Origin of the sequence: Pseudomonas sp. RIT-PI-q, from assembly GCF_001297125.1 — a bacterium.
Lineage (GTDB): Bacteria > Pseudomonadota > Gammaproteobacteria > Pseudomonadales > Pseudomonadaceae > Aquipseudomonas.
In genome coordinates this window covers 41,101-47,169 of the sequence record NZ_LHPC01000016.1, presented here as the reverse complement: position 1 = coordinate 47,169, position 6,069 = coordinate 41,101, and the positions used below count along the sequence as shown (strand labels likewise).

General features: G+C 60.4%; 6 protein-coding genes and 1 pseudogene. 4 read left to right on the top strand and 3 right to left on the bottom strand.

Going from position 1 to position 6,069, the window contains the following annotated elements; genetic code table 11:
- Nucleotides 1-208: 208 nt before the first annotated feature.
- The 3 genes and pseudogenes from AEQ67_RS03890 to AEQ67_RS36550 all read right to left on the bottom strand — a co-directional run.
- Nucleotides 209-1,108 carry an energy transducer TonB gene (locus AEQ67_RS03890; protein WP_059402576.1) on the bottom strand — a complete coding sequence of 300 codons (900 nt, stop codon included), beginning with the start codon at nucleotides 1,106-1,108 and terminating at the stop codon, nucleotides 209-211.
- A gap of 64 nt (nucleotides 1,109-1,172) precedes the next feature.
- On the bottom strand, nucleotides 1,173-2,126 hold the full coding sequence (gene gshB / locus AEQ67_RS03885) for a glutathione synthase (protein WP_059402575.1): 954 nt from the start codon (nucleotides 2,124-2,126) through the stop codon (nucleotides 1,173-1,175).
- Between the two features lie 39 nt (nucleotides 2,127-2,165).
- Nucleotides 2,166-2,243 (bottom strand): annotated as a pseudogene (locus AEQ67_RS36550) (outer membrane lipoprotein carrier protein LolA); the annotation flags it as partial.
- Between the two features lie 242 nt (nucleotides 2,244-2,485).
- On the opposite strand from AEQ67_RS36550, the gene pilG reads away from it, so the two are divergent.
- From pilG to AEQ67_RS03865, 4 genes are all read left to right on the top strand, one after another.
- Nucleotides 2,486-2,890, top strand: coding sequence for a twitching motility response regulator PilG (gene pilG / locus AEQ67_RS03880; RefSeq protein WP_008152601.1), 405 nt, complete (start codon nucleotides 2,486-2,488; stop codon nucleotides 2,888-2,890).
- A 57-nt stretch (nucleotides 2,891-2,947) separates the two neighbouring features.
- Complete coding sequence (gene pilH, locus AEQ67_RS03875; RefSeq protein ID WP_008068134.1) at nucleotides 2,948-3,313, top strand: twitching motility response regulator PilH; 366 nt, start codon at nucleotides 2,948-2,950, stop codon at nucleotides 3,311-3,313.
- A gap of 10 nt (nucleotides 3,314-3,323) precedes the next feature.
- Nucleotides 3,324-3,857 (top strand): chemotaxis protein CheW, encoded by a 534-nt coding sequence (locus AEQ67_RS03870; protein WP_059402574.1) that lies wholly within the window; start codon nucleotides 3,324-3,326, stop codon nucleotides 3,855-3,857.
- A 133-nt stretch (nucleotides 3,858-3,990) separates the two neighbouring features.
- Nucleotides 3,991-6,048, top strand: coding sequence for a methyl-accepting chemotaxis protein (locus AEQ67_RS03865; protein ID WP_059402573.1), 2,058 nt, complete (start codon nucleotides 3,991-3,993; stop codon nucleotides 6,046-6,048).
- Nucleotides 6,049-6,069: the final 21 nt, after the last annotated feature.

Here is a 6,069-nt window from a genome sequence, read left to right as displayed (position 1 = left end):
TATTTACCTCTGCAACTACCTTTTAGGCAGGTTGAAAAGCGGCGAAAGCCGCCTTTCAAGCCAACAGAAACGTAAAGGATGTCCCCGGTTTCGTTTGTAAAGGATGTATCCGTTTCTACACCGCGATGGCGGCGGTACATTCAAAAATTCAGGTGTCTGACACACCGCTATCGCGGGCAAGCCCGCTCCCACAAGGGATTTGCGGTGATCAGTTGCTGGAGAGTCTGTCCCCGCGCGCAAACTTCCAGGTGCGGATGATTTCCAGCCGGTCGATGTCCGACAAATCCCCGGTAAACGGCGAAAACGGCGCCGCCAGCCTGACGATCCGCTGCGCCGCCTGATCCAGCAGCGGTTGCCCGGAGGACTCGAGCACCAGCACTTCATACAGCGAGCCATCGCGGTTGATCGAGACCATCAGCCGCAAATTACCGTAGATCTGCTTGCGCCGCGCTTCGTCGGGGTAATTGAGGTTGCCGATGCGCTCGACCTTCTTGCGCCATTCGTCCTTGTACCAGGCGCCCTTGTCGCGCATGGTCGACGCCGCACTCAAGCGGTGGATACGCGGGCGCTTGGCATACAGCTGTTGTTCGTTGGCCAGTTCCGCTTCCAGGCTGGCGATGTCGCTGGACAGCTGTTCAGTGTCGAACGTCGGCGCCGCGACTGCAGGTTTGTTGGCGGGCTTGGGTTCTTCGGTTTTTGCGGCGGCTTTTTTCGGCTTCGGCGCGACAGTCGTTACCGCAGCCTTGGGCGCAGCTTCCTGCACTTCAGGCTTGGCGGCCGGTGGTGGCGTGACTTTCTGCACCTTGTTGTCCTGGAACGGCGCGACCTCGGTGGTCTTGGGAATTGCCTTTTTATCCAGGGTGCCGCTGCCTTGCTGATTTTCCTGAGCGAGGAAATCGGCCTTTTCAGGCTTCTTTTCACTTTTGAACGTGGCGAGGGTGATTTCCAGGGTTCTGCTGATCTGCTTGGGTTCGACCATGGTAAAGCCGACGCCCAACAGCAAGGCCAGGTGAATCAACGCCGCGAGAAACAGGGTAAAACCGAGGCGATCGGCCGGGCGCACGCCACGATGGGCGAGTTCAGCGGGCAGATCGGACGGCAGGGTCATAACAAGGAAACCAACATCGCGTTTTCACAGGCCGCGCATGATAACGCAATGTTGGTTTGGCTTATCAACGAGCCTTGAGCTTCTGATCGATGGCATCCATCAGCAGGCCGCCAATGTCGGTGCCGAATGCGTTATCAATCTCGCGAATGCAGGTCGGGCTGGTGACGTTGATTTCGGTCAGGTGCTCACCGATCACGTCGAGGCCGACAAACAACAGGCCCTTCTCACGCAGGGTCGGGCCGACTTGTGCGGCGATCCAGCGATCTTTATCGGTCAGCGGACGGGCTTCGCCGCGACCACCGGCCGCGAGGTTGCCACGGGTTTCGCCAGCCGCCGGAATCCGCGCCAGGCAGTAATCCACCGGCTCGCCGTCGATCATCAGGATGCGTTTGTCGCCGTCCTTGATCGCCGGCAGGTAGGCCTGGCCCATGATCTGTTGCGCGCCGAGCGCGGTCAGGGTTTCCAGAATCACCGACAGGTTCGGGTCACCCGCGCGGTGACGGAAGATCGAGGTGCCGCCCATGCCGTCCAGCGGCTTGAGAATCACGTCGCCATGCTTGGCGGCGAACTCGCGCAGCACGTCGGCGCGGCGGCTGACTACGGTCGGCGGCGTGCACTGCGGGAACAGCGTGGCGAACAGCTTCTCGTTGCAGTCACGCAGGCTTTGCGGCTTGTTGACCACCAGCACGCCGGCGCGCTCGGCTTGTTCCAGCAGGTACGTGGAGTAGACGAACTCCATGTCGAACGGCGGATCCTTGCGCATCAGGATCACGTCCAGATCGCTCAGCAACGCGTCGGTCTCGGCTTCCAGTTCGAACCATTTTTCCGGGTTGGCGAACACCTTCAGCGGACGCATCCGTGCTCGTGCTTCACCTTCGCCCTGGTACAAATCGCGCTGTTCCATATAGAACAGTTCCCAGCCGCGCTTCTGTGCGGCCAGCAGCATGGCCAGCGAACTATCCTTTTTATAGGAAATGCTGGCAATAGGATCCATGACAATCCCGACGCGAACGCTCATGGGTTTTTCCTCGAAAATTGGGGGCTAATGGTGATCCTTTGTAGGAGCGAGCCTGCTCGCGATAAACCTGAGAGCGCCTCGGGGTGTCAGGCGATCAGCGTTATCGTTGACGATCATCGCGAGCAAGCTCGCTCCTACAGTAGGTCGGGCCAAAGTGACGTATAAAAGTGGCGTCAGAGTGGCGCTGAGTGTGTTCCCGGTCAAGGAAAAACCACCTCGAAGGTCCCCCGATAGATTGGACATGGAGACTGTGCTAAAAAGGCTGCCATGTCGTGCTGGCCCTTGAACAACAAGGGTTTCGAGCCACCGGTTACCCGGAAACGGACAAATTGATTCGCAAAGGCGACGGTAGAGCATTTATGGAACAGCATTCCAGCGCCTTGAAGGTCATGGTGATCGACGATTCGAAGACGATTCGCCGCACCGCCGAAACGCTATTGAAGAATGTGGGGTGTGAAGTCATCACGGCCATCGATGGTTTCGATGCCCTGGCCAAGATTGCCGACAATCATCCCGGCATTATCTTTGTCGACATCATGATGCCGCGCCTGGATGGCTATCAGACCTGCGCTTTAATCAAGAACAACAGTGCGTTCAAGTCCACGCCAGTGATTATGCTGTCGTCCAAGGACGGGCTGTTCGACAAGGCCAAGGGGCGCATCGTCGGCTCCGACCAGTTTTTGACCAAGCCTTTCAGCAAGGAAGAACTGCTGAACGCGATCCAGGCCCATGTACCGGGCTTCGCCGCCGTTTTGCCGCAGTAGGACACGCACAGTGACGCTCGGCCAGCGGGCCCGGCGCCGACAAGAATGGGGAAGACCATGGCACGTATTCTGATCGTCGATGATTCGCCGACTGAAATGTACAAACTGACCGGCATGCTGGAAAAGCACGGTCATGAAGTGTTGAAAGCCGAAAACGGCGCCGACGGCGTGGCCCTGGCCCGCCAGGAAAAACCCGACGCGGTGCTGATGGACATCGTCATGCCCGGCCTCAATGGTTTCCAGGCGACCCGCCAGTTGACCAAAGACCCGGAAACCGGGCACATCCCGGTAATCATCATCACCACCAAGGATCAGGAAACCGACAAGGTCTGGGGCACGCGCCAGGGCGCCAAGGACTACCTGACCAAACCGGTCGACGAAGAAACCCTGATCAAGACCCTGAACAACGTGCTGGCCGGTTGATCGTCCGGCCATGACCGCGTCGCTGACGGCTTTCGAACTGCTGCTGCAGATCGACCAGCGCTGTCGTCTGCTGGCGGCGGACTTGCCGTCCCAGCCGACCCGGCAGGATAGCTGGAGCGGCATCGGTTTTCGCTTGGGCGAACACTGGTACGTCGCGCCCATGGGCGAAGTCAGCGAAGTGCTGCATGAGCCGCGTTTCACCCAGCTGCCGGGGGTCAAACCCTGGGTCAAGGGCGTGGCCAACCTGCGTGGGCGGCTGCTGCCGATCATGGATCTGTGCGGCTTCTTCGGTCATGAGCTGTCGGCGGTGCGTAAGCAGCGGCGGGTGTTGGTGGTTGAGCATGAAGACGTGTTTGCCGGGCTGATGGTCGATGAAGTCTTCGGCCTCCAGCACTTTGCCCAGGACAGTCTTGAACCCATAGAGACCCTGGGCGGCCCGATTGCACCGTTCATCAAAGGCCGGTTCCAGCGCGAGCAGAGCTGGCAGGTGTTCAGCCCGTTTGCGTTGGTGCAATCCCAGAGCTTTATGCATGTCGCCATTTAGCGGGCGTAGCGCGGCCCTTGTGGGAGCGGGCTTGCCCGCGATGAACGATAACGCGGTGCAACTGTAATTGCGCGGCGCCTGAATCGCGGGCAAGCCCGCTCCCACAGGATTGAGCTGTATTAGGCGAGGACCGATGATAAAAGCAAAAACAGGCAAGCCAGAAGGGTCGCGCAGTCGCTCGCAGATCATCGTGCTGTTCATCGCGCTGATCGTCTTCATCATGCTGCTGTTCGCCAACTTCGCTTACCTCAACACCCAGGCCACGTACGACAAACAGTACATCGCCCACGCCGGTGAGCTGCGCGTGTTGTCCCAGCGCATTGCCAAGAACGCCACCGAAGCCGCTGCCGGCAAAGCGGCGGCGTTCAAGTTGCTGAGCGATGCGCGCAATGATTTCGCCCAGCGCTGGGGTTATCTGAAGAAGGGCGACCCATCCACGGGCCTGCCGCCGGCACCGTCCACCGTGCGCCCGGAAATGCGCGCCGTGCAGCTGGACTGGGAGCGCCTGCTGAAAAACACCGACGCGATCCTCTCCAGCGAACAGACCGTGTTGTCCCTGCATCAGGTTGCCGCGACCCTGGCCGAAACCGTGCCGCAGTTGCAGGTCGAGTACGAGAAAGTCGTCGAAATTCTGCTACAACGTGGCGCCCCGGCGACTCAAGTGGCGATGGCCCAGCGCCAGTCGCTGCTGGCCGAACGGATTCTAGGCGCGGTGAACACCGTGTTGTCCGGTGATGAAAACTCGCAACAGGCTGCCGACGCCTTCGGGCGCGACGCCGCGCGTTTTGGCCAGGTGCTCAACGGCATGCTTCAGGGCAACACGACGCTGAGGGTCAGCCAGGTCGAAGACCGCGATGCCCGCGCCCGCTTGACCGAGATTTCCGAGCTGTTCGAATTCGTGTCCGGCTCGGTGGATGAAATCCTCGAAACTTCGCCGGAGCTGTTCAAGGTGCGTGAATCGGCGAGCAACATTTTCACCCTGTCACAAACCCTGCTCGACGAAGCCTCGCACCTGGCCACCGGTTTCGAGAACCTTGCCGGCGGGCGCGATACCGACACCATTGGCGGCTACGTGCTGGGCCTGGCGGCGCTGATGTCGATCATCCTGATTGGCCTGGTGATGGTGCGCGAAACCAATCGCCAGTTGCGCGAAACCGCCGAGAAGAACGAACGCAACCAGAACGCGATCATGCGTCTGCTCGACGAAATCGAGGACCTGGCCGACGGCGACCTGACCGTCACTGCCTCGGTGACTGAAGACTTCACCGGGACCATCGCCGACTCGATCAACTATTCCGTGGACCAACTGCGCGATCTGGTGGCGACCATCAACCTCACCGCCGGCCAAGTCGCCGCCGCCGTGCAGGAAACCCAGGCCACAGCGATGCACCTGGCCCAGGCCTCGGAGCATCAGGCGCAACAGATTTCCGAAGCCTCTACCGCGATCAACGACATGGCCCAGTCCATCGACCAGGTGTCCGCCAACGCGGCGGAATCCTCGGCGGTGGCCGAGCGTTCCGTGGAGATCGCCAACAAAGGCAACGAGGTGGTGCACAACACCATTCACGGGATGGACAATATTCGTGAGCAGATTCAGGACACCGCCAAACGCATCAAGCGTCTGGGCGAGTCTTCTCAGGAAATCGGCGACATTGTCAGCCTGATCGATGACATTGCCGATCAGACCAACATTCTCGCGCTCAACGCGGCGATCCAGGCCTCGATGGCCGGTGACGCCGGACGTGGTTTTGCGGTGGTGGCGGACGAAGGGCAGAGGCTGGCCGAGCGCTCGTCCGCCGCGACCCGGCAGATTGAAACCCTGGTGCGGGCGATTCAGACCGACACCAACGAAGCGGTGATTTCCATGGAGCAGACCACCACCGAAGTGGTGCGCGGCGCGCGTCTGGCGCAGGATGCCGGAGTGGCCCTGGAAGAAATCGAAGGCGTATCGAAGACCCTCGCGGCGCTGATCCAGAGTATCTCCAACGCAGCGCAGCAACAGACGTCTTCGGCCGGGCAGATTTCCCTGACGATGAACGTGATCCAGCAGATCACCTCGCAGACGTCGTCAGGCTCGACCGCCACCGCCGAGAGCATCGGCAACCTGGCGAAAATGGCCAGCCAGCTGCGGCGTTCGGTGTCCGGTTTCACCTTGCCGGCCGCCAGGGCCACGGCAGCGGACAAAGCGTGAATGCCTGCGGGCGGATGATTC